15 protein-coding genes and 2 pseudogenes are annotated in these 21,608 nt (G+C 70.8%); 11 read left to right on the top strand and 6 right to left on the bottom strand.

What is annotated here, in order from left to right; all coding sequences use genetic code 11:
- Window positions 1-208 precede the first annotated feature (208 nt).
- Complete coding sequence (locus ACF1FZ_RS15450; protein WP_391773888.1) at window positions 209-2,446, top strand: tetratricopeptide repeat protein; 2,238 nt, start codon at window positions 209-211, stop codon at window positions 2,444-2,446.
- A gap of 34 nt (window positions 2,447-2,480) precedes the next feature.
- Here ACF1FZ_RS15450 and ACF1FZ_RS15445 read toward each other — a convergent pair whose 3' ends face one another.
- Window positions 2,481-3,107, bottom strand: a complete 627-nt coding sequence (locus tag ACF1FZ_RS15445; RefSeq protein WP_391773887.1) for a DinB family protein — start codon at window positions 3,105-3,107, stop codon at window positions 2,481-2,483.
- 152 nt (window positions 3,108-3,259) lie between these two features.
- Between ACF1FZ_RS15445 and ACF1FZ_RS15440 the strand changes: the two genes are divergently transcribed.
- Window positions 3,260-4,834 carry a phytoene desaturase family protein gene (locus tag ACF1FZ_RS15440; protein WP_391773886.1) on the top strand — a complete coding sequence of 525 codons (1,575 nt, stop codon included), beginning with the start codon at window positions 3,260-3,262 and terminating at the stop codon, window positions 4,832-4,834.
- 62 nt (window positions 4,835-4,896) lie between these two features.
- Here ACF1FZ_RS15440 and ACF1FZ_RS15435 read toward each other — a convergent pair.
- Together ACF1FZ_RS15435 and ACF1FZ_RS15430 are read right to left on the bottom strand one after the other, a co-directional pair.
- Window positions 4,897-5,540: pseudogene (locus ACF1FZ_RS15435) on the bottom strand (endo-1,4-beta-xylanase); the annotation flags it as partial.
- 249 nt (window positions 5,541-5,789) lie between these two features.
- Window positions 5,790-7,658, bottom strand: coding sequence for a serine hydrolase (locus tag ACF1FZ_RS15430; protein ID WP_391773885.1), 1,869 nt, complete (start codon window positions 7,656-7,658; stop codon window positions 5,790-5,792).
- A 445-nt stretch (window positions 7,659-8,103) separates the two neighbouring features.
- Here ACF1FZ_RS15430 and ACF1FZ_RS15425 point away from each other — a divergent pair, with 445 nt between their 5' ends.
- A complete protein-coding gene (locus ACF1FZ_RS15425; RefSeq protein WP_391773884.1) occupies window positions 8,104-9,615 on the top strand; it encodes an acyl-CoA synthetase in 1,512 nt (503 codons plus the stop codon).
- Between the two features lie 222 nt (window positions 9,616-9,837).
- On the opposite strand, the gene paaK is transcribed toward ACF1FZ_RS15425, so the two are convergent.
- Window positions 9,838-11,127: a phenylacetate--CoA ligase PaaK gene (paaK, locus tag ACF1FZ_RS15420; protein WP_391773883.1), complete on the bottom strand. Its 1,290-nt coding sequence runs from the start codon at window positions 11,125-11,127 to the stop codon at window positions 9,838-9,840.
- A gap of 627 nt (window positions 11,128-11,754) precedes the next feature.
- Here paaK and ACF1FZ_RS15415 point away from each other — a divergent pair.
- Window positions 11,755-13,219, top strand: a pseudogene (locus ACF1FZ_RS15415) (alpha/beta fold hydrolase).
- A gap of 27 nt (window positions 13,220-13,246) precedes the next feature.
- On the opposite strand, the gene ACF1FZ_RS15410 reads toward ACF1FZ_RS15415, so the two are convergent.
- A complete protein-coding gene (locus ACF1FZ_RS15410) occupies window positions 13,247-14,881 on the bottom strand; it encodes an FAD-dependent oxidoreductase (protein WP_391773882.1) in 1,635 nt (544 codons plus the stop codon).
- Window positions 14,882-15,154: 273 nt separating this feature from the next.
- On the opposite strand from ACF1FZ_RS15410, the gene ACF1FZ_RS15405 reads away from it, so the two are divergent.
- The 7 genes from ACF1FZ_RS15405 to ACF1FZ_RS15375 all read left to right on the top strand — a co-directional run bounded on the left by ACF1FZ_RS15405 (window position 15,155) and on the right by ACF1FZ_RS15375 (window position 20,409).
- The gene (locus ACF1FZ_RS15405; RefSeq protein WP_391773881.1) at window positions 15,155-16,273 is read left to right on the top strand and encodes a TcmI family type II polyketide cyclase; all 1,119 of its coding nucleotides are present in this window, start codon (window positions 15,155-15,157) and stop codon (window positions 16,271-16,273) included.
- A gap of 63 nt (window positions 16,274-16,336) precedes the next feature.
- Window positions 16,337-16,780, top strand: coding sequence for a cupin domain-containing protein (locus ACF1FZ_RS15400; protein WP_391773880.1), 444 nt, complete (start codon window positions 16,337-16,339; stop codon window positions 16,778-16,780).
- A complete protein-coding gene (locus ACF1FZ_RS15395) occupies window positions 16,777-18,048 on the top strand; it encodes a beta-ketoacyl-[acyl-carrier-protein] synthase family protein (RefSeq protein ID WP_391773879.1) in 1,272 nt (423 codons plus the stop codon). The genes ACF1FZ_RS15400 and ACF1FZ_RS15395 overlap by 4 nt, the downstream gene beginning before the upstream one ends.
- Entirely contained in the window at window positions 18,045-19,304 is a 1,260-nt protein-coding gene (locus ACF1FZ_RS15390; protein ID WP_391773878.1) for a ketosynthase chain-length factor, read from the top strand. Before ACF1FZ_RS15395 ends, ACF1FZ_RS15390 begins: the two co-directional genes overlap by 4 nt.
- A 14-nt stretch (window positions 19,305-19,318) precedes the next feature.
- On the top strand, window positions 19,319-19,576 hold the full coding sequence (locus ACF1FZ_RS15385) for an acyl carrier protein (protein WP_391773877.1): 258 nt from the start codon (window positions 19,319-19,321) through the stop codon (window positions 19,574-19,576).
- A 1-nt stretch (window position 19,577) separates the two neighbouring features.
- Window positions 19,578-20,057 carry an SRPBCC family protein gene (locus ACF1FZ_RS15380; protein ID WP_391773876.1) on the top strand — a complete coding sequence of 160 codons (480 nt, stop codon included), beginning with the start codon at window positions 19,578-19,580 and terminating at the stop codon, window positions 20,055-20,057.
- 19 nt (window positions 20,058-20,076) lie between these two features.
- Window positions 20,077-20,409: a TcmI family type II polyketide cyclase gene (locus tag ACF1FZ_RS15375; protein ID WP_391773875.1), complete on the top strand. Its 333-nt coding sequence runs from the start codon at window positions 20,077-20,079 to the stop codon at window positions 20,407-20,409.
- Between the two features lie 74 nt (window positions 20,410-20,483).
- Here ACF1FZ_RS15375 and ACF1FZ_RS15370 read toward each other — a convergent pair whose 3' ends face one another.
- Complete coding sequence (locus ACF1FZ_RS15370; protein WP_391773874.1) at window positions 20,484-21,569, bottom strand: methyltransferase; 1,086 nt, start codon at window positions 21,567-21,569, stop codon at window positions 20,484-20,486.
- Between the last annotated feature and the right edge of the window lie 39 nt (window positions 21,570-21,608).

The following is a 21,608-nucleotide window of genomic DNA, read 5'->3' as shown; positions in this document are numbered from 1 at the left end:
TTCCCTCCCCACGTGGTTCATCCCGCCGAGCGACGAGCAGAGGGAGAACGCCCGCCGCCCGGCCGCATCGTGAAGGCGGTGGCGCGGTTCGGCCCCGGCAGCCGACCCGCCCCGTACAAACTCCGCAGTCAGGCAGCCATACTGGACGGGCCGGGGAGGGCGCGGCAGCAGTGACGAGCAGCCGAGCAAACGGGGGCGACAACAGGAGATGGCGGACACCAGGCTGATCCAGAGCCGGTACCGGCTGCTCGATCTGATCGGGCGTGGCGGCATGGGCGAGGTGTGGCGTGCACGCGACGAATCACTGGGCCGGCAGGTCGCCGTCAAGTGCCTGAAACCGATGGGGCCGCAGCACGATCAGGCCTTCACCCGCATACTGCGCGAGCGCTTCCGGCGCGAGGCGCGGGTGGCCGCCGCACTCCAGCACCGCGGCGTCACCGTTGTCCACGACTTCGGGGAGTCGGACGGTGTCCTCTACCTCGTCATGGAGCTCCTGGAAGGACGCAACCTCAGCCAGCTCCTGGAGGACAACAGACAGCACCCGCTGCCGGTGGCCGACGTCGTCGACATCGCCGAACAGGTCGCCGACGCCCTCGGCTACACCCACCAGCAGGGCATCGTGCACCGTGACCTCAAACCCGCGAACATCATGCGTCTCGACGACGGTGCGGTGAAGATCTGCGACTTCGGCATCGCCAGGCTCGGCCACGACATCGGCTTCACCTCCCGCCTCACCGGCACCGGCATCGCCATGGGCACCCCGCACTACATGTCGCCCGAGCAGATCAGCGGCGGGGAGGTCGACCACCGCAGCGATCTCTACTCACTGGGGTGCGTGCTGTACGAGATCGCCACCGGCGTGCCCCCCTTCGACATGGACGACGCCTGGGCCGTGCTCGTCGGACACCGCGACACCCTTCCCGAGCCACCGCGCGCCCACCGCGCCGAACTCCCGAGGTTCTTCGACGAGGTCGTCCTGGAACTCCTGGCCAAGACCCCTGGTGAGCGGCCGTCCGACGCCGGCGACCTGCGGCAGCGCATCGCACTGGGGCGCACCGGTGAACAGCCGGAGGCCGGACGGGGCCGGCCCGCGCCTGCCCAGCCCTTCGTCGGCAGGGCGCCGCACCTCCCCGCCTGGACCCGCGACATGACTTCCGGTCACAGGGCTACCGGTGTGGCGCATACCGGGACCGCCGCCCTCGACCACGCGGCCGAGCTGACCGGCGCGTGGACCACCGCGACCGGTCAGGCCCTCACCGGCGGCTTCCCGCCCGCGGGGACGGGCAGCCCCGCCCCGTCGCCCGAGCTGCTCGCCACCCTGGCCGGCCGGCACAGCGCCGCGCTCAACCTCGGGCGCCTGGGCCACTGGGAGGAAGCGGGCGACGTACACCGCGCGGTCGCCGCCGAACGCGCACACGCGCTCGGCCCGGACCACCCCGACACCCTCGCCAGCAGGTACGAGGTCGGATTCGCCCTCAGCCGCACCGGACGCGTTGCGGACGCCCTGCGGGAGTTCGGCCGGGTCGCCGACGGCCGCGAACGCACCCTGGGCCCCGACCACCCCGAAACCCTCGCGGCCCGGCAGGAGACGGCGTACGTCCTCGGCCGGCTCGGCCGCCACTTCGAGGCCCACCAGGCCTACGCCGCGGTGCTCGCCTCGCGGGAGCGCTCCATGGGACCGGACCACCCCGACACGCTGCGCTGCCGCCACAACCTCGCCTTCAACCTCAGCAGACTGGGCCGCCTGGAGGACTCGTACCGCATGGCCCGCGAGGTGGCGGACGCCCGCGGGCGCCTGCTCGGTGCGACGCACCCCGACACCCTGGTCACCCTGTACGAGGTGGCGTACACACTCGGCCGGCTGGACCGCTGGGCCGAAGCCCTGCAGACCTACCGCGAAGTGGCGCAGGCCCGCGCAGCCGTGCTCGGAGCGGATCACCCCGACACGCTCTGCGCGCGCTACGAGGTGGGCATCTGCCTCGGCAGACTGGGCCGCAGCGCCGAGGCCCTGGAGCTCTACCGCGCCCTGGCCGAAGACCGCGCCCGGGTGAGCGGCCCCGCAGACCCCGAGACACTGCGCGCCCGGCACGGGCTCGGCGTCAACCTGGGGCGGATGGCTCGCTGGCAGGAGGCGCTCACCGAGTCCCGCGAGGTCTGCGCGATCCGGGAGCGCACCCTGGGGCCCGACCACCCCGACACGCTCGTCAGCCGCCGTGAGGTGGCCGTCGGGCTGGGCTGGCTCGGCCGCTGGGCCGACGCGCTCACCCACTACCGCACGGTCGCCGAAATCCGCGAACGGGTCCTCGGGCCCGGTCACCCCGATACCCTCGCGAGCCGTAACGACGAGGCCCACTGTCTGGAACAACTCGGCCGCAGCACGGAGGCGGTGGACCTCTACCGGCGGGCCGCCGACCTGCGCCGGCAGCGCGGTGTGCCACCGTACTGACCGGCGCACCGAAGCCGCGGAAGCCCACGGGCCGTCAGGCCAGGCCGCCCCGTACGCGGTAGAGGTCGCGCAGCAGCGCGATCTCCGCCCCGTGGTGCAGCAGTTCCTGGTTGACCCACCACACGGTGTCCAGGAACGGATCCTCCGGATCACTGCCGTACGGGTACGTGCAGTATCCGACCGTGTCGAGCGCCGCGTCGTCGGCGCCCAGCAGCGCCGCACGCCACGCGGACGCCGCGGAACCGAAGTCCGCGAGCGCCTCCGCCGCGTCCCCCGCCACGCGGTAGTCGTCCCGGGTCAGGCTGTGGCCCCCCGCCGTGTGATCGGCACGCAGGGTCAGCAGCTCGCTCAGATGGCTCAGACGCCACGCGAGGGTGGTGAAGGGCGGCGGCGAAGGGTGCGGGAACGGCGCGGTGTCCCGTCCCCACTCACCCGCACCCGTCAGGAGGGCCGCGCCCGGCCCGGGACCCGCGCTGTGGAGTCGGACCGACCAGCATCCCGGTACCGGTTCCCACAGATACTCCTCGTCGGTCAGCACCGGCACCTCCACGTCCGTGCCGTTACCGCTGTCCACGAACGGACCCGTGAGCCGGCCGGTGAGCCGCTCGCATGCCCAGTCGAACTGCTCGAGCAAGGGAATGAGACGAGCAGGGGTGTTCATGGATTCTCCTCGGGCGGGCGTGAAGCAAGCGGTCCGGCCGAGCACCCTGCCACAGCCGTGACCGGTCCGCCCACGGGTTTTGGCGGCCACCGCCCTTCCCCACGGCCCCGCGCCTCTGTCCAGGGGCGATCATCACGTGTTACGAAGGGGCCATGCCAGCAGACGCCACGTCCTCACCCGGCACACCCGCGCACGCCGCCTACGACGCGGTGATCGTCGGAGGCGGTCACAACGGACTGGTCGCCGCCGCCTGTCTCGCCCGGGCCGGGCAGTCCGTACTCGTCCTGGAACGGCTCGGCAGCACCGGGGGAGCGGCCGTGTCGGCCCGCCCCTTCCACGGGGTCGACGCGCGCCTCTCACGCTACTCCTACCTCGTCTCGCTCCTCCCGCAGAAGATCGTCCGCGAGCTCGGTCTCGACTTCGCCGTACGCAAGCGCACCGTCTCCTCGTACACACCCGCCGTACGCGGCGGCCGGCCCACCGGCTTGCTCGTCGGTGGTGACGGCACCCGGGAGTCCTTCACCGCGCTCACCGGCGACGACCGGGAGTACGGTGCCTGGCAGCGCTTCTACGGGATGACGGGGCGGGTGGCCGAGCGTGTCTTCCCGACCCTCACCGAACCCCTGCCGACGCGTGACGAACTGCGGGCGCGTATCGACGACGCGGACGCCTGGCGCATGCTGTTCGAGGAGCCCATCGGCGTGGCCGTCGAGGAGAACTTCGCCGACGACCTCGTACGCGGAGTCGTGCTCACCGATGCGCTGATCGGCACCTTCGCCGACGCCCACGACCCGTCCCTGCTCCAGAACCGCTGCTTCCTGTACCACGTGATCGGCAATTCCACCGGGGACTGGGACGTCCCGGTCGGGGGGATGGGCGCGCTCACCGATGCCCTGACCGGTGCGGCACGCGCGGCGGGCGCCGAGATCCGTGTGCTGCACGAGGTGACCCGTATCGAGACCGACGGCACCCACGCCGAGGTCACGGTCCGCTCACCGGACGGAGAACGTGCCGTCGGCGCGCGCCGGGTCCTGGTCAACGCGTCACCGCAGGCGCTGGCCGAGCTCCTCGGCGAGGAGCCGCCGGCCCCTGCCGAGGGCGCCCAGCTGAAGGTGAACATGCTGCTCACCCGGTTGCCGAGGCTGCGTGACCACTCCGTCGACCCGCGCCAGGCGTTCGCCGGAACCTTTCACATCGCCGAAGGCTACGAGCAACTCGCCACCGCCTACCGGGAAGCGGCGGCGGGACGTCTGCCCGGCACCCCGCCCTCCGAGATCTACTGCCACTCCCTGACCGATCCGACGATCCTCGGCCCGGGCCTCGCGGCCCGCGGCTACCAGACGCTGACCCTGTTCGGTCTGCACACCCCCGCCCGGCTCTTCACGGCGGACAACGAGGCGGCGTGCTCCACCCTGCTCGGAGCCACCCTGGCCGAACTCGACGCCCATCTCGAGGAGCCGATCGCCGACTGCCTGGCCCTCGACGCCGACGGCCGGCCGTGCATCGAGGCGAAGACCCCCATCGACCTGGAACGGGACCTGAGGCTTCCCGGCGGTCACATCTTCCACCGGGACCTCGCCTTCCCCCACGCCACCGAGGAGACGGGCCGCTGGGGCGTGGAAACCGCCCACGCCAACGTCCTGCTGTGCGGGGCGGGTGCGGTGCGCGGCGGCGGCGTCAGCGGGGTGCCCGGCCACAACGCAGCCATGGCGGCGCTGGGCCGTTGACCCTCACCCCTTCACCGGCCGGTACCCCCGCGACGGCTCCGCCCCGCCAGGCCCACCGAGCCCGCTCCCGATCCCTCGGTGTCCGGCCCGGTGATCTGCACGTCGGCACCGAGATCGGCGAAGCGCGGCATACCGGCCTGGAAGCCGGAGGGGGCGGGCGAGTCGCTGGTGAAGCGCGACTGGGAGCACACACAGCCGATCGGGGCACCGCGCTGCTCGAAGTCCTTCACCCTGGCGTAGACCGCGTTGCTCTTCGCGTTCCGGCCATCCGTGCCGTAGCCGTTGTAACGGAGCTCGGCGTCGGCGTCGACCGTACGAGCCGTACGGAACGCCTCCTCGACGAAGCCGTTGCCGAGCTCGTCCTGGAACGGTGAACGGCGGCACGTACCGCTGTTGCCGTCCTGGTATGCCTCGTTCCCCTGCTCTGCGCGTGGCTGACGACCCGGTCGGCGGCCGTGAAGTCGAAGGAGTCGCGGGAGCTCTCGACGGCGTCCCACTTCATCTGGTTCTCGGGCGTGACCGAGCCGAACCGGGTGTTCAGCGTGGAGACGTACGCCGCTTCACCGAGGCGGTCGGCGACCACCGCCGTACCGAAGAAACGGCCCTTCGCGGCCGCCGCGTCACCGAGGGCGCCGGCGGCCTGAGCATCGCCGGCGAGCGCAACGGCGCCGGCTGCGGCGAGAACACCCACCGTGAGGAGGGGCAACGTCCGTCTGGTGCGGGCAGGTGGGCAGGCATGCGGGAGCGTGAGGGGACCCGCCCACCCCCACGGACCACACCCCTGGAGGCCTGTCGCCGAACCGGATGTGAAAGCGGAGACCCGGCGCATCCGGAACCGTTCGGGAGGCGCCCGGAACGCATGAACGGGTCCAGCACTCACTTATGCACGCCGCCGGAGAGGAAGAGCGTGTGCGGACCGGGCCCCTTCATGCCGTATCCAGCCGGCCGGGCCCGCTCAGTCCGGGGAAACGGTCCATCCCGTCGCCTCGAAGCGTCCAGCGCCACCAGGCGCGTTCCCGTCGAAGAGAGTACGGCCGCCGTCCATGACCCTGACATCATCCACGTAGGCACCACGGCCGACGTACAGCTGGTCGGTGGTGTATCGCCAGCGGATCCGCAACTCCGTGCCCCGCCAGGCCTTCAGATCCGCCTCCAGCCGGTGCCAGACCCGCCCCGACCAGCCGGAGACCGTGCCGTCCGGGTGCGGCCGGGACGCCCGGGGCCGATCACCCTGCACCGGTACGGTGCTGAAGGGAACGGGCTGCCATGTCGCCCCGGAGTCCGACGAGGCCTCGAGGCGGAGACCGTCCGAAGCGGGCTCCGTGTCCCACCAGAGGGCGCAGCTCAGCGACGGGCGCGAGGAAACCGGGCGCAGCGCGGGCAGCGCGAGCGTCGCGGTGGACGCACTCGCCATGCCGGAGAACCACGCGGTCCGGCCCCTGGCCGGACGGACGGGCACCGCCCGCGCCATGCGGTTGGCCGCCGCCACCCGCGGAGCACTGCCCGACCGCCACGTGCGCACCGGGTGGACGGAATTGCCCAGAACGATCAGGAACGAGTCCGTCGTCGGGTCGAGGACCAGGCTCGTACCGGTGAAACCCGTGTGCCCCGCCGTGCGCGGAGTGGCCATCGCTCCCATGTACCAGTGCTGGTAGAGCTCGAAGCCCAGACCGTGCTCATCGCCGGGGAACGCGGTGTTGAAGTCGGTGAACAGCAGTTCCACCGACTCCTCGGACAGGATCCGGGACCTGCCGTAGGTCCCTCCGTTGAGCAGCGTACGGGCCAGCACAGCCAGGTCCCATGCGCAGGAGAAGACGCCCGCATGGCCCGCGACTCCGCCGAGGCTGTACGCGTTCTCGTCGTGGACCTCGCCCCAGACCAGCCCACGGTCCAGCCCCGACCACGGCAGCCGGGCGTCCTCGGTGGCCGCGACCTTCGGCTTCCACGAGGCGGGCGGGTTGTACCGGGTGCGGTGCATCCCGAGCGGAGCGGTGATCTCCTCACGGAGCAGGACGTCCTGAGTGCGACCGGTGATCTTTTCCAGGATCAGCTGCAGCGAGATCAGATTGAGGTCCGAGTAGAGGTACTTCGTGCCGGGAGCCGAGGCGGGGACCTCGTCCCACAGCAGGCGCAGCTTTCCCTCGCGGGTCGGCTCCTTGTACAGCGGGATCCAGGACCGGAAGCCCGAGGTGTGCGTGAGCAACTGGCGGATCGTGATGTCCTGCTTGCCCCCGCCGGCGAAGTCGGGGAGATAGGAGGCGGCCGGCGCCTCGAGTTCCAACGCGCCTCGCTCGATCTGCTGCACGGCGAGGACCGAGGTGAAGAGCTTGGACACCGAGGCCAGGTCGAAGACCGTGTCCTCGGCCATCGCGATCTGCTGTTCCCGGGGAAACTCCACCCCGGTGTCGGTCGTCTCGTCGTACGCGGCATAGCGCACCGCGTGGCCGATCGGCCGGTGCAGGGCCACGGTGCCGCCCCGGCCGGCGAGCAGGACCGCACCGGCGTACCAGGGATGCGTGGTGGGGGAACCGATGAGGTAGCTCTCCGCATCCGCGACGAGTTGGTCGAGCTGGTCCGGCAGCAGTCCGGCGCGCGTGGCCGATCCACGGCGCAGTGTCGGTCCGCCCCGCCCTGATCCCATACCCGTCCCGGTTCCCGGCACCGCCCCCGGAGCTGCGCCACCCGCAGGCCCCGGGCTCCGCTCGACGCCTGCCGCCGTTCCCGCGAACGGAATCGGAGCGAGGGCGAAGGCTCCGCCCAGGGCCAGTATCCCGCCGCTCAGCCTCCGGCGGCTCATTCCCTGCCCCGACACGTGTCCGGCCATTCGGTATCCCTTCCCTTCACGTCGAAAACACGCGGGCGAAAGTAACTTTCGAAGTTCCGCACCGCGATGAAACTTCCTGCCGGAGCAGAGGTTACTGTCACTGTCGGTGTGTGTGAGGTCCTGCGCAGAGCAAAGAAATTGACGTACCGTCAGGTGTGGGGGTGTGGGGTGCGGGGCGCTTGCCGGGCGAAGCCCCGTGGCCGCCGCCTTGCGGCCCGGGTCCCCTCGGGCCGGTGCGGGCTGCGCGACGCCCGTCCGGCGGTCGCGTGATGCCGGCCGGCTTCACGGGGCGCCTCGCACCGGCCCCGGGCCGGGCGTATCGATGGTTCTCGTGGCCCGGTACGGTGTCCGCCCGCCCCCGCGCGTCCAGCCGTGGTCACGAGGCCGCCCGACACGGACGTCCACGGCTCTTGACCCCCGGCGACCCGCCGCCCAGGATCACGCCATGACAGGTGTACGCAGCAGCACAGTGGACGGCGTCGTGGCGCGCAGCGCACGGCGCACCCCCGGACGCACCGCCGTACGGTACGCCGAACGGTCCTGGACCTACGCCGCCCTGGACGAGGCGGTCAGCACAGCGGCCGCTGTGCTGACCGCCTCGCACGGCCTGCGCCCCGGGGACCGGGTGGCTTCCTACGCCCACAACTCCGATGTCTACCTGATCGCCTATCTGGCCTGCGCCCGGGCCGGACTGATCCACGTGCCGGTCAACCAGAACCTCACCGGCGAGGACCTGGCCTACATCCTTCGTCAGTCCGGCAGCGCACTCGTCCTCACCGACCCCGGCCTCGCCCGGCGCGTCCCGGCCGGTCATGCCGTACGGCCGCTGCGCGACGCGCCGGACTCCCTCCTCGGTGAGCTGGACACCCCGCGCCCCTTCACACCCGGACGTGAACCCGGAGCCGACGACCTGGTCCAGCTGCTCTACACCTCCGGCACGACCGCCCAGCCCAAGGGTGCGATGATGACGCACGGCGCTCTGGTCCACGAATACGTCAGTGCTGTCACCGCTCTGGACCTGCGCGCCACCGACCGGCCGGTGCACTCGCTGCCTCTCTACCACTCCGCCCAGATGCATGTGTTCCTGCTGCCCTACCTCGCGGTGGGCGCCGAGAACACCATCCTCGACGCCCCGGATGCCGGCCGGATCTTCGATCTGGTCGAAACGGGCCGGGCGGACAGTCTCTTCGCGCCCCCGACGGTCTGGATCGCACTCGCCAACCATCCGGAATTCGCCACCCGTGAGCTCGGATCCCTGCGCAAGGCGTATTACGGCGCATCGATCATGCCCGTGCCCGTTCTGGAACGTCTGCGCGAGCGTTTGCCCGAGCTTGCGTTCTACAACTGCTTCGGCCAGAGCGAGATCGGTCCCCTCGCCACCGTCCTCGGCCCCGACGAGCATGAAGGGCGGATGGACTCCTGCGGGCGGCCCGTGCTCTTCGTCGAGGCCAAGGTGGTCGACGAGCACGGCAAGGAAGTGCCCGACGGCACCGCAGGCGAAGTGGTCTACCGGTCCCCTCAGCTGTGCCTGGGCTACTGGGACAAACCGGAAGAGAGCGCGGAGGTCTTCCGCGACGGCTGGTTCCACTCCGGCGATCTCGCCGTACGCGACCCCGAGGGCTACTTCACGGTCGTCGACCGCGTGAAGGACGTCATCAACTCGGGAGGCGTCCTCGTCGCCTCCCGACAGGTGGAGGACGCCCTCTACACCCATCCCGCGGTGGCCGAAGCGGCTGTGGTCGGCTTGCCCGACGCGCGCTGGATCGAAGCCGTCACCGCGTTCGTGGTGCTCCGGGGCGAAGTGTCCGAGTCCGAACTCATCGAGCACGCCCGCGGGAGAATCGCCCCTTTCAAAGCCCCGAAGAGGGTCCTGATCGTCGGTGAACTTCCCCGCAACGCCAGCGGCAAGATCCTCAAGAGAGAGCTACGGAACCGGTTCGCGGACCCGGTGCCGTAAGGTCCCGTCCACCGGCACGCCGGGCGGACGGGGTCCTGAGCGCCCTCCACCATGGAGCGGGCTTCCGAGGGTGGCAGGCGCGCCGTTGGCACCGGTGTCTGCGCCGGGACGGAGATGCGGGGACGGCCGCGACGGGAAGGGGGCGAGCCAAGGCCATGTCATGCGCACACGTCCATGAACCTCACGCCGGTCCAGGGACGACCGTGCCGCCGGTGGTCTCCCTCAGCCGGTCTCCCTCAGGTCGACGATCCGCTTCATCTTGCCCACCGACCGCTCCAGGGTCTCCGGATCGACGATCTCGACCCCGACGCTCACACCCACCCCGTCCTTCACGGCCCCCGCGATGGACGCCGCCGCCGCCTCGCGCTCGTCCGCCGTCGCATCGGCCCGCGCCTCCGCCCGTACGGTCAGCGCGTCCATCCGCCCCTGCCGGGTCAGCCGAAGCTGGAAGTGCGGCGCCACCCCGGGGGTCCGCAGCACGATCTCCTCGATCTGTGTGGGAAAGAGGTTCACCCCGCGCAGGATCACCATGTCGTCACTGCGCCCGGTGACCTTCTCCATACGCCGGAAGACACGCGCCGTACCCGGCAGCAACCGCGTCAGATCCCGGGTCCGGTAGCGGATCACCGGCATGGCCTCCTTGGTGAGCGAGGTGAGGACCAGCTCGCCCTCCTCCCCGTCCGGGAGGACCTCCCCGGTGAACGGGTCGACGACCTCCGGGTAGAAGTGGTCCTCCCAGATGTGCAGTCCGTCCTTGGTCTCGACGCACTCCTGTGCCACCCCCGGTCCCATCACCTCCGACAGCCCGTATATGTCGACGGCGTCGATGGCGAACCGCTGCTCGATCTCGTCGCGCATCTGCTCGGTCCACGGCTCCGCCCCGAAGATACCGATCTTCAGTGACGTCGAACGGGGGTCGATGTCCTGACGCTCGAACTCGTCCAGCAGAGTCAGCATGTACGAGGGAGTGATCATGATGATCTCGGGCCGGAAGTCCTGAATCAGCTGGACCTGGCGCGCCGTCATGCCACCGGACGCCGGAACGACGGTGCAGCCGAGACGCTCCGCCCCGTAATGGGCGCCGAGCCCTCCGGTGAACAGTCCGTATCCGTAGGCCACATGGACTTTGTGGCCCGGGCGCCCGCCCGCCGCCCTGATGGACCGGGCGACGACGTCTGCCCACGTGTCCAGGTCACGGTCGGTGTACCCGGCCACTGTGGGCCGACCGGTCGTGCCACTGGACGCGTGGATCCGCCGCACCCGGTCCCCGGGAACGGCGAACATCCCGAACGGGTAGTTGTCCCGCAGATCGGCTTTGGCCGTGAAGGGGAAACGGGAGAGGTCGGCGAGCGTACGGCAGTCCTCGGGGCGCAGCCCCGCCTCGTCGAAGGCCGCGCGGTAGAAACCGACGTTCTCGCAGGCATGCCGCAGCGTGGCCCGGAGCCGCTCCAGCTGCAGAGCCTCGAGCTCGTCGCGGCCGAGCCGCTCCCCGGAGTCCAGCAGCGCGGTCATACGGATCATCCCCTCGCTGAGTGGCGACCGACCATTCGGTCGCCTCCTGGGAGCAGTAATTCAGGAGGCGGCGGGTTCTGGCAAGGGGGAGGCGCCACCCGTGGACAACTCCTGCTCACGAGCCCGGCCCGGTGAGGCCGGGGCGCCGTCCGAGCGGCCGGTGGAACCGGGGGCCGGACTCCTCGACCGGTGTTCCGTGCCGCGTCCGGTGTCTCGCTCAAGCGCCTCCACGCACTTTTCCCCTCCAGGTCCGCATGGCCCGTGCCTGCCCGAAGCCCAGGACATCCGGTGGCGCCCACAGCTCGCGGCATACGTGGACAGTCGTCAGGGGACTCCGTGGGACTGCGGCCCCACGGTCTTCGGCCGGCTGCACGCATGGTTCTCCGGACCCGCTTTCCGCGCCTACGCCACCGGCCTGGTGGTCGCCGCGGACAGCCGGACGAATCCGCCGGCGCGTACGTACTGCTCGCCGAGGCGTGATCGTCACCGCGGCCGTCTCCGGGACGCCGGGCCCGCGTACCAGGCGGAGTGAGCGGCCGCCCAGCTCCCGGTGAACGCCGTTCCCACCTGATGCGCCGACGGCGTACGCACCCGCGACGGGCCCCTCACCCTGCTTGGATGGGAGCCATGCCGATCTTCAGTGCGTACGACGGAACCGGACTCGCCTACCGTCTGGTGGGCCAGGGTGAACCGCTGATCTGTCTGCCCGGCGGTCCCATGCGGGCCGCCCGCTATCTCGGTGACCTCGGCGGCCTGTCCAGAGTGCGGCAGCTGGTGCTGCTCGACCTGCGGGGAACCGGGGACTCGGCTGTCCCGCAGGACCCGTCGACATACCGGATCGACCGGCTCGTCGACGACGTCGAGGCGCTCCGCGCGCACCTCGGCCTCGAACGGGCCGAGATGCTGGGCCACTCCGCCGCCGGAGAGCTCGCAGCGCTCTACGCGGCGAAGCATCCGCAACGACTGCGCTCCCTCACTCTGGTCACACCCGCGACGGGCACCCTGGGCCTGCCCGCCACCGACCAGGACCGGCGCGACGCCGCCGGGCTGCGCGCCCACGAACCCTGGTACGCCGAAGCCAGGGCCGCCCTGGAGGAGATCCAGGCCGGACGCGCAACGCCCGAGGCGTGGGCCGGGATCCGGCCGTTCATGTACGGGCGCTGGGATGCGGCGGCCCAGGCGCATGCCGCCGCGTCCCCCGCCCAGCGAAACGCCCTGGCCGGGTCGCTCTACTATCCGGAGAGCGGCTTCGACACCGGCGCCACGGTCGCCGCACTGCGAGGGCTGCCCGCGCCCGTGCTCGTTCTCGCGGGGGAGTACGACGGCGGCCCCACCCCCGACCGCGCGGCGGAACTCGCCGCGCTCTTCCCTCATGCGGAGTTCGCCGTCCAGCGGGGCGCGAGCCACTTCCCCTGGCTGGACGACCCCGGTGCCTTCGTCCGTACCGTCGCCGCCTTCCTCGACCCCGGCCTCACAGGGCAACACACCTAGGACCCGCCCGTCGCCCTTGCCACGGACGGGGCGGGAGCAGTCCGGACCGGACGGGCGCCGCCGGACAGCTCGCGGCCCGCCACCGGGGGTACGCACTCGACTTCCGGGGGCACGGCCTCAGCGACTGGCCGGGCCGCTGCTCCTCGGAATTCCTCCGCGACGACCTGCACGTCTTTTTGGAGGCCCGCAACCTGTCCGGTGCCACGGTGATCGGCCATTCCACGGGAGGCGTGGCGGCCCTGCTGCTCGCCGAGCGGTACCCGGCGCTGGTCGCCGAGGACGCTCCGGCACTGCTCCCGCTCGACCCGCCCCGCCGGCCGGACGGCCGGCGGGGCGGGCTCGGCTACGACCGGCAGGTCGTACCGTCCATCGACACCCAACTGCCCCCCCGGACCCGGCCGCACGGGAGCACCTGGGCGGGATCACGGCCCCGGTACTCGTGGTCGGGGGCTCCCGCGGTCACCTCGGCCAGGAGCAACTGGCCCGGACGGCACGGCAGATCTCCCGGGGAACGTTCACCTCGGCCGACGCGGGCCACTTCGTGCACGTGGACAACCCGCGGGCGTTCCTCTCCGCCCTCCGTTCGTCCGGCGTCGGCTGACGGGCCCCGCGGGCCGCACCTCCCGTGTCAGCCGCGGTGGAGCAGGGTCACCATGACCTCGTACAGCGTCGCCTCAGGGTCCGCCACCGCACCCTCGGAACGCCAGGCCACGAACCCGTCGGGGCGTACCAGGACAGCACCTTCGGCAGACGTGCCGTGGACGACGGACCAGTCGGTCGCGCTCCCGGGATCCAGGTCGGAGCCCGGGGCGGAACCGATCCCGAAGGCCTCCAGAGGGACGGACAGGCGCTTCGCCACCTGCTCCGCCGCCGCACGCCACTCCGGGCACCGGGCGTCGCACAGCAGCACGAACGACTTCTCGTACAGATCCAGGGTCGACACGCGCCCGCCGTTCCGGCCGAGCCACATGTGCGGTGCCCGGGTGCCGGGCTCACCCGTCAGACTCATGTCCGCCGGTACCACCGGGAGACCGGGATCGACGTCCAGGACGGCGCCCCGCACATAGCGGTAACCGAGGGCGACGGTGAGCATGCCGCCCTTGCGGCGGCCGCCCGGACCGGGTGAGCCCGCGTACCCCGGATGGCTGTGTTCTCCCGAACGGGCCGACGCGCGCGCACTCGTGGCCTTCGCCACCGGAAGCCGTTCCGCCTCGTACGTCCCGAGAAGCCCCGGCCCCGCCGTCTCGCCGATCACGGCGGCCAGTTTCCAGGCCAGGTTGTGCGCGTCCTGGATGCCTGTGTTGGAACCGAACGCCCCGGTGGGTGACATCTCGTGCGCCGAGTCACCGGCCAGGAAGACCCGGCCGGAGCCGTACCGTTCGGCGACCCGCTCGGCGGCGTGCCACGGCGCCTTGCCCGTGATCTCGACATCCAGGTCCGGCGCTCCGACCGCCCTGCGGATGTGCTCCGCACACCGCTCGTCGGTGAAGTCCTCCAGTGTCTCGCCCAGACCGGGCTGCCACGGCGCGTGGAACACCCACCGCTCCTCGTTGTCCACGGGCAGCAACGCACCGTCCGCCTCCGGAGCGGTCAGGTAGCAGACGATGAAGCGACGGTCACCCACCACGGAGGCGAGCCGACGCGAGCGGAACGTGATGCTCACGTTGTGGAAGAGGTCACCCGGTCCCGTCCGGCCGATGCCCAGCTGCTGCCGGACCGGGCTGCGCGGCCCGTCGGCCGCGACGAGGTAGTCCGCCCGCACCGTGGTGTCCTCCCCGGTCTCCCGGTTCCTCACCACCGCGGTGACCCCGTCCGCGTCCTGCTCGAAAGTGAGCAGCTCGGTGGAGAACCGCAGCTCGCTTCCCTGCGCCCGGGCATGGGCGACCAGTACGGGCTCCAGGTCGTTCTGACTGCACAGGCACCAGCCGCACGGGCTGAACCTGGCGAGCCCGCCGCCCGGATCGATCTCCTTGAACAACCACTCCTGATCGTCACCGGTGAGTGATCCGGCCTGAAGGATTCCGTGATTGTCCGCCAGCACGGACGCGGCGTCGCGGATCAGCTGCTCAGCGCCCGCGGCACGGAAGACCTCCATCGTGCGGACGTTGTTCCCGCGCCCCCGCGGGTGGGTCGAGGTGCTGCTGTGTTTCTCCACCAGCAGGTGGCGGACGCCGAGCCGGCTCAGGAAGAGGGAGGCGGAAAGGCCCACCAGGGAACCGCCCACGATGAGGACCGGTACGCGGAGGTCGACGTTCTCGTTCATCAGGTGCTCCAGCTCGGACGCGTGACGGATGCAGTGTCCATGCCCTTGCGGCCGGCCTTCGGCCGGGCTCGGGACGGCGCCTCACCTGAACGGTTCATAAATCTCGCGCCATACGTAACGGCGTTCCACGATCAGTCGCGGGAGCGATGCTCGCGATGCGGGGGCGGATGCCACGTGCCGGCGGGCAGGGACCTGCGCCGCTTCCACCGAAACCGACGGATGACGAGAGGCCACGGGACGTGGCCGCCGCACCGTCTCGAAGGAGAGCGAAAGATGACAACCCTCTCGGAACGGATATCTCAGTCCGCCTTCGACGGTTCGAGGCTCCGGGTCATACTGCTGCTGGACCTGCACGACGGCGCCCAGAACCAGTTCCTCGAGGCGTACGAGCACATGCGCAACCAGGTGGCTTCGATTCCCGGACACATCAGCGACCAGCTGTGCCAGTCCATCGAGAACCCCTCGCAGTGGCTCATCACCAGTGAGTGGGAGAGCGCGCCGCCCTTCCTCGCCTGGGTGAACAGCGAGGAGCACGTCGCGACGGTGCAACCGCTGCACAGCTGCGTGCGCGACACACGCTCCCTTCGCTTCAGCGTTCTGCGGGAGACGGGGGCCGCGTTCGACAACACCCCCGAGCCTGCCAGGGGCCGCCTCCAGTCCGCCCCGCGCCTGGGCGACGGCGTCGTACGCCACGCACTCACCTTCACGGTGAAGCCCGGCACGGAGGAGATGGTCGCGAAGATCCTCGCCGATTACGACTCCCCTCAGGCGCGTGTGGACGAGAACACCCGGCTGCGCCGCACCTCGCTCTTCATGCACGGCAACCGTGTCGTGCGAGCGGTCGAGGTCGAGGGCGATCTCATGGCAGCTCTGCGCCACGTCTCGCGTCAGCCTGAGGTCAGGGCCGTCGAGGAGGCCATCAACCCGTACCTGGAGCAGGACCGGGACCTCAGCGATCCCGACTCCGCCCGGATGTTCTTCACCCGGGCAGCGCTCCCGACCGTCCACCACGTGACGGCCGGACGCCACACCTCCGAGGACGTCCAGCGGCATGCGCTCTTCTACCAGGCCAAGGAAGGCTGCGGCATGGCGTTGGCCAGGTTGCTCGCCGGACAGGACGAGGAAGCGGCGAACGACGGATCGAGCCCCGTGGAAAGCAGCACGATCTTCCAGCGCGACGACATCGTGGTACGGCTCCTCGAGGTGAGCGGCCCGCTCGACGCGCAGCCCGCGCAGGCACTCGGTATCGGCGGCCACCGCAAGGCGGCCGTGCTCGGCCGGCTGCTCGACGGCGGTGCGAACGGGATGCCGACGACCGACCAGGAGGCCGCGCGCTTCCTCGCGCAGGCCGAGATGGACCTGATCACCGACCGTCGGGCCACCGAGTCCTGATGCGTCAGCGGTGGCCACCCGTGCTGCCGTCACACCGCACAACGTGCCTGGAGGAGAACAGCCATGACCACCCACCGGCCTCGCATCGTGGACCTCAGCGAGACTCAGCCCAACCGCAGGCGCGGAGGCGACCTGCGCGCCATGCTCACACCCACGGCGGTGGGTGCCACCAGCGGCTTCATGGGGCTGGCCATCGTCGCCCCGGGTGACCGCATCGGCGAGCACTACCACCCGTACTCCGAGGAATTCGTATATGTCGTGGACGGACTGCTCGAAGTGGACCTGGACGGCGAACCACACCGGATGCGACCCGACCAGGGGCTGCTGATCCCGCCGCACGTCCGTCACCGCTTCCGCAACGTGGGTGACGTGGAAGCCCGCATGGTCTTCCACCTCGGTCCGCTCGCCCCGCGCCCCGAACTCGGGCATGTGGACACCGAGGTCACGGAGACCGCGGCCCCCGGTGACGGCTACGCGCCGCCAGAACGAACGGGGGCGGCCTCATGACCCGGCGGCGCGTGGCCGTCACCGGGGTCGGCGTCGTCGCACCCGGTGGCATCGGGGTACCGGCATTCTGGGATCTGCTCGCCGACGGCCGTACCGCGACGCGCGGCATCACGCTGTTCGACCCGGCGGAGTTCCGGTCACGGATCGCCGCGGAGTGCGACTTCGACCCCGTCGCGCACGGCCTGGACGCGGGTCTGATCGCCCGCTCGGACCGGTACATCCAGTTCGCCCTGGTGGCCGCCAGGGAGGCACTGGGCGATGCCGGCCTCGACCTCGAGAAGGAGGACCCCTGGCGCATCGGGGTCTCCCTCGGAACCGCGGTCGGCGGCACCACCCGTCTGGAGCACGACTACGTCGCCGTCAGCGGCAGCGGTGCACGCTGGGACGTGGACCACCGGCCGGCGGGCCCCCATCTCGAACGGGCTTTCGCACCCAGCACCCTCGCCTCCGCGGTCGCGGAAGAGGTAGGGGCTCACGGTCCCGTGCAGACGGTCTCGACCGGCTGCACCTCCGGCCTCGACGCGATCGGGTACGCCTTCCACTCCGTCGAGGAAGGACGGGTCGACATCTGTGTCGCCGGAGCATCGGACACGCCGATCACTCCCATCACGGTGGCGTGCTTCGACGCGATCAAGGCGACCTCGGCGAACAACGACGACCCGGAACACGCCTCCAGGCCGTTCGACGCCCGCAGGGACGGATTCGTCCTGGGCGAGGGCGGCGCCGTCCTCATCCTCGAAGAACTGGAGCACGCCCGCGCCCGGGGCGCGACCGTCTACTGCGAGATATCGGGCTACGCCACATTCGGCAACGCCTACCACATGACCGGGCTGACCACCGAGGGGCTGGAGATGGCCGAGGCCATCAACACCGCCCTCGCGCACGCCCGGATCGACGGCTCGCAGGTCGACTACGTCAACGCCCACGGATCGGGCACCAAGCAGAACGACCGGCACGAGACGGCGGCGGTGAAACAGGCCCTGGGCGCGCACGCGTACAAGGTGCCGATGAGCTCGATCAAGTCGATGGTCGGCCACTCCCTGGGTGCCATCGGAGCGATCGAGATCGCCGCGTGCGTCCTGGCCGTCAAGCACCAGACGGTACCGCCGACGGCCAACTACGAGACAGCGGACCCCGAGTGCGATCTCGATTACGTACCCCGCACCGCGCGACCCCTCAAGCTGCGCAGCGTGCTCTCGGTCGGCAGCGGCTTCGGCGGATTCCAGTCCGCCGTCGCCATGACCCGACCAGGCGGGAGGACCCCATGAACGCCCCGGCAACTCCGGCACACCGCCGCTCCGTCATCACGGGGATCGGTGTCGTCGCCCCCAACGGGACCGGCGCCGGTGCTTTCTGGAAGCAGACCCAGGAAGGTGTCAGCGTTCTCGGCCCGGTGTCCCGCGAGGGCTGTGAGAACCTCCCGCTGCGGATCGCGGGCGAGGTCAGGGACTTCGACCCGGTCGCCTTCGTCGAGGAGCGCTTCCTCGTCCAGACCGACCGCTTCACGCACTACGCGATGGCCGCCGCCGATCTCGCCCTGGACGACGCACGGCTCGGACGCGCGGACTACGAGGACGCGCCCTTCAAGGTGGGCGTGGTCACCGCCGCCGGATCCGGTGGCGGTGAGTTCGGCCAGCGTGAACTCCAGCGGCTCTGGGGCGAGGGTTCCCGCTTCGTCGGCCCCTACCAGTCCATCGCCTGGTTCTACGCGGCCAGCACCGGCCAGATCTCGATCCGCGGCGGCTTCAAGGGACCGTGCGCCGTCGTCGCCAGCGACGAGGCCGGCGGCCTGGACGCGCTCATGCACGCCGCCCGGTCCATCCGGCGGGGAACGGACGCCGTCGTGGTCGGCGCGGCCGAAGCGCCCCTCGCACCGTACTCGGTGGTCTGCCAGCTCGGTTACGAAGACCTCAGCCTCTGTGAGGATTCCACCCGCGCCTACCGGCCGTTCACCGCGGACGCCTGTGGATTCGTGCCCGCCGAAGGCGGCGCCATGCTGGTCGTCGAGGAGGAGACGAGGGCCCGCGAACGCGGTGCGAACGTCCGGGCCGAACTGGCCGGCCACACGGCGACCTTCACCGGCGCGGCCCGCTGGGAGGAATCCCGAGCGGGACTGGCCCGGGCGATCGAAGGCGCGCTCCGCGAAGCTGAGTGCGCGCCGGAGGAGATCGACGTCGTGTTCGCCGACGCGCTCGGCGTGCCCTCGGCGGACCGGGCCGAGGCCCTCGCCATCGTCGATGCCCTGGGCACGCACGGACGCCGGGTCCCGGTGACCGCGCCCAAGACCGGCACCGGCCGCGCCTACTGCGGCGCACCCGTGCTCGACACCGCCGCCGCCGTGCTCGCCATGGAACACGCTCTGATCCCGCCCACGCCCAACGTCTTCGAGGTGTGCCACGACCTGGACGTGGTCACCGGGCGCGCACGCCCCGCGGAGCTGCGGACGGCACTCGTGCTGAGCCGAGGACTCATGGGTTCCAACGCGGCCCTGGTGCTGCGGCACCCCACCGACCCCCCTGTGTGAGAAGGAGCAGCCCCATGAACGCGCAACTGACGTACGAAGAACTGGCCACGCTCATGAAGAGCGGCGCCGGGCTCACGGTCGACCCGTCGGAGATGGCCGGCCGCCCCGGCTCGTCCTTCGACGAGTACGGCCTCGACTCGCTCGGCCTGCTCGGGATCGTCGCCGCGCTCGAGAACCGGTACGGGCACCCGCTGCCCGTCGACGCCGACCGGTGCAAGACGCCCGGCGAGTTCCTCGCCCTCGTGAACAACACCCTCGTGACAGGAGCCTGACGTGTCCGGACGCACCGAGAACGAGATCACCATCGCCGCTCCTCTGGACCTCGTCTGGGACATGACGAACGATCTCGAGAACTGGCCACAGCTGTTCAGCGAGTACGCAGCCGTCGAGGTGATGAAGCGCGAGGGCCAGAAGACGACCTTCCGTCTCACCATGCACCCCGACGACAACGGCAAGGTCTGGAGCTGGGTCTCCGAGCGCACCACGGACCGCCAGGGACGCAACGTACGCGCGCGGCGGGTCGAGCCCGGGCCGTTCCAGTACATGGACATCCGGTGGGAGTACTCGGAGGTCCCGGGCGGCACGCGCATGCACTGGCGCCAGGACTTCGCGATGCGCCCCGACGCACCGGTCGACGACGCCTGGATGACCGACAACATCAACCGCAACTCGCGCGTCCAGCTGGAGCTCATCCGCGACAAGATCGAGCAGCGCGACCGGGAGCGCCGTTCCGCCTCGGTCCCAGCCAACTGATGTCCCGAAAGGCAGCCGGATGCACCACGCACTGATCGTCGCCCGGATGGCGCCGGAATCCGCGCCGGACATCGCGAAGCTGTTCGCGGAATCCGACAACACCGACCTGCCCCACCTCGTCGGAGTCAACAGGCGCACCCTGTTCCAGTTCGGCGATGTGTATCTCCACCTGATCGAATCCGACCGGCCTCCGGGTCCGGAGATCGCCAAGGTGACGGAGCACCCCGAGTTCAAGGCCATCAGCGACCGGCTCACGGCCTTCGTGAGCCCTTACGACCCGCAGACCTGGCGCGGTCCGAAGGACGCGATGGCGCAGCAGTTCTACCGGTGGCAGCGCGACGGATCCGCCTGACACGCCGACGATCGCCCCGGGCCCGGCACCTGAGTGCCGGGCCCGGGGCGATTTCCGTCGCCGCGGTACGCGGGTTACGGCACGACGCACTCGAACGCGTGCAGGTACGCGTTGACGGGGCGGATCTCACCGATCCGCAGCCCCGCGTCGGACATCCGGCCGACGAGGCTCTCCCGGGTGTGCTTGGCGCCCCCCACGTTGAGCAGGAGCAGCAGGTCCATGGCGGTGGTGAACCTCATCGACGGGGTGTCGTCGACGAGATTCTCGATGATCACCACGCGGGCGCCGGGCCTGGCCGCGGCGACCACGTTGCGCAGGGTCCTGCGGGTGCTCTCGTCGTCCCACTCGAGGATGTTCTTGATGATGTACATATCAACCTCGAACGGGACGTCCTCACGGCAGTCCCCGGGGACGATCCGCACGCGGTCGGCGAGCCGTCCGCCGTCCCGCAGCCGCGCGTCCGCACGTGCCACGACACCCGGCAGGTCCAGGAGGGTTCCGTGGACCGAAGGGTGCTTCTCCAGCAGGCTCGCGAGGACATGCCCCTGACCCCCGCCGATATCGGCGACCGAGACCACCCCGGTGAGGTCCAGGAGGCCGGCGACGTCCTGGGCGGACTGCATGCTGGAGGTGGTCATCGCCCGGTTGAACACCTGGGCGGACTCACCCGCGTCCTGGTGGAGGTATTCGAAGAAGCCCTTGCCGAACGTCTCCGGGAAGACGCTCGTGCCGGAGCGCACCGCGTCGTCGAGCCGCGGCCAGACCTCCCAGGTCCAGGGCTCCGTGCACCACAGGGAGATGTACTTCAAGCTGTCGGGGGTGTCCTCGCGCAGCAGCCGGGACATCTCCGTGTGGACGAACTTCCCGTCCGCCGTCTCGTCGAAGATCCCGTAGCAGCCCAGCGCGCGCAGGAGCCGTCGCAGAGGTACGGGCTCGGCGTCCACGAGCAGGGCGAGCTCGGCGGCCGACGCAGGCTCTTCACCCAGAGCGTCGGCGACGCCCAGTCGCGCCGCAGCGCGTACGGCCGCGGCACAGGCCGCTCCGAACGCGAGTTCCCGGAGCCGCATGGACGGAGGCGGGTTCTGCGCGGCGGAAATCCGCGGTGCGGCGGGAGGGGGTGCGACGGGGGTGGTGCCGGGGGTGGGACTCACGGTGGTCATACCGTCTCGTTTCTCCTTGTGCGACTTCTGCGGCGGTGA

Source organism: Streptomyces sp. NPDC014623 (genome assembly GCF_043088245.1).
Taxonomy (GTDB): Bacteria; Actinomycetota; Actinomycetes; order Streptomycetales; family Streptomycetaceae; genus Streptomyces.
Note: the sequence above shows the minus strand (reverse complement) of the source record. Positions and strands in the feature narration are given on the sequence as shown.

Coding starts and splice junctions, on each gene's coding strand:
- ACF1FZ_RS15440 (WP_391773886.1), top strand. CDS start 3,260: ATGCCAGCAGACGCCACGTCCTCACCCGGCACACCCGCGCACGCCGCC.
- ACF1FZ_RS15445 (WP_391773887.1), bottom strand. CDS start 3,107: ATGAACACCCCTGCTCGTCTCATTCCCTTGCTCGAGCAGTTCGACTGG.
- ACF1FZ_RS15370 (WP_391773874.1), bottom strand. CDS start 21,569: ATGACCACCGTGAGTCCCACCCCCGGCACCACCCCCGTCGCACCCCCT.
- ACF1FZ_RS15395 (WP_391773879.1), top strand. CDS start 16,777: ATGACCCGGCGGCGCGTGGCCGTCACCGGGGTCGGCGTCGTCGCACCC.
- ACF1FZ_RS15390 (WP_391773878.1), top strand. CDS start 18,045: ATGAACGCCCCGGCAACTCCGGCACACCGCCGCTCCGTCATCACGGGG.
- paaK (WP_391773883.1), bottom strand. CDS start 11,127: ATGACCGCGCTGCTGGACTCCGGGGAGCGGCTCGGCCGCGACGAGCTC.
- ACF1FZ_RS15400 (WP_391773880.1), top strand. CDS start 16,337: ATGACCACCCACCGGCCTCGCATCGTGGACCTCAGCGAGACTCAGCCC.
- ACF1FZ_RS15405 (WP_391773881.1), top strand. CDS start 15,155: ATGACAACCCTCTCGGAACGGATATCTCAGTCCGCCTTCGACGGTTCG.
- ACF1FZ_RS15410 (WP_391773882.1), bottom strand. CDS start 14,881: ATGAACGAGAACGTCGACCTCCGCGTACCGGTCCTCATCGTGGGCGGT.
- ACF1FZ_RS15430 (WP_391773885.1), bottom strand. CDS start 7,658: ATGGCCGGACACGTGTCGGGGCAGGGAATGAGCCGCCGGAGGCTGAGC.
- ACF1FZ_RS15385 (WP_391773877.1), top strand. CDS start 19,319: ATGAACGCGCAACTGACGTACGAAGAACTGGCCACGCTCATGAAGAGC.
- ACF1FZ_RS15375 (WP_391773875.1), top strand. CDS start 20,077: ATGCACCACGCACTGATCGTCGCCCGGATGGCGCCGGAATCCGCGCCG.
- ACF1FZ_RS15450 (WP_391773888.1), top strand. CDS start 209: ATGGCGGACACCAGGCTGATCCAGAGCCGGTACCGGCTGCTCGATCTG.
- ACF1FZ_RS15425 (WP_391773884.1), top strand. CDS start 8,104: ATGACAGGTGTACGCAGCAGCACAGTGGACGGCGTCGTGGCGCGCAGC.